Genomic DNA, 808 nt, shown 5'->3' on the forward strand with positions numbered 1-808 from the left:
GTGCCTAACACCTACAAGGGCTTCCCCGTTGAGCACAAGCTCAATCGAGGTTCGCTGTCGATACATGCTGCAATGCCGCGCTGGTGCGTGTGAGAAGGTGAAGGACTGCGGTTCTACAACCGGTCATGTTGGGCCAATGGCCCGGACCCTGATGAAAGACGCGCGCAGGGGCCTCATTCTCTAGCCGGGAATGGATATCCCCGCCGTGTCAGCCAGGTACGCCCCGCGCGGGTCCAACCCGCTTCACATCACCGCTGGCAGTGCAAAGTGATCATTTCTATGTGCTCATGATGTCCGCGCTCGCATCCAGATGCTGGTTGATAGACAGGCCCGAATCGAGTTCAGTCTGCCACTGGTTCGAGCTTGAAGTCCTCGCCATATTTCAACGACGCCCACGCCAATCTCGCGTTCTTTGCGGCAATCGCGATGGCGGCCCGCCAGTAGCCCCGGCGCTCGACCAGGGTTCGGACCCAACGGCTGAAGCGATCCTGTTTCTCGCCGAGACTGGCAATGACGGCGCGGGCGCCGTTGACCAGCAGACCGCGCAGATAGGTGTCACCTGCCTTCGTAATGCTGCCCAGCCGCGCCTTACCGCCGCTGCTGTATTGACCGGGCGTAAGTCCGATCCAGGCTGCTACCTGTCGACCGTTTTTAAAGTCGTGCCCGGCACCGATACTGGCAAGCAATGCACTGGCCGTGGTCGGGCCGATGCCGAGCAATTGCATCAGCCTCTTGCTGCGCGCATCCGCACGCGCGATCTCAGCGATCGCGCGGTCGTATTCGAGCAGGCGATCCTCGATATGGCCAG

General features: G+C 61.0%; 1 protein-coding gene. It reads right to left on the reverse strand.

The genetic code is table 11. The features are described 5' to 3' along the window. Positions 1–341: 341 nt before the first annotated feature. The coding region (locus PKKP23_RS33485; protein ID WP_126880086.1) for an IS110 family RNA-guided transposase at positions 342–808 on the reverse strand (467 nt) is incomplete at its 5' end.

Origin of the sequence: Paraburkholderia kururiensis JCM 10599 = LMG 19447, from assembly GCF_003986935.1 — a bacterium.
Lineage (GTDB): Bacteria > Pseudomonadota > Gammaproteobacteria > Burkholderiales > Burkholderiaceae > Paraburkholderia > Paraburkholderia kururiensis.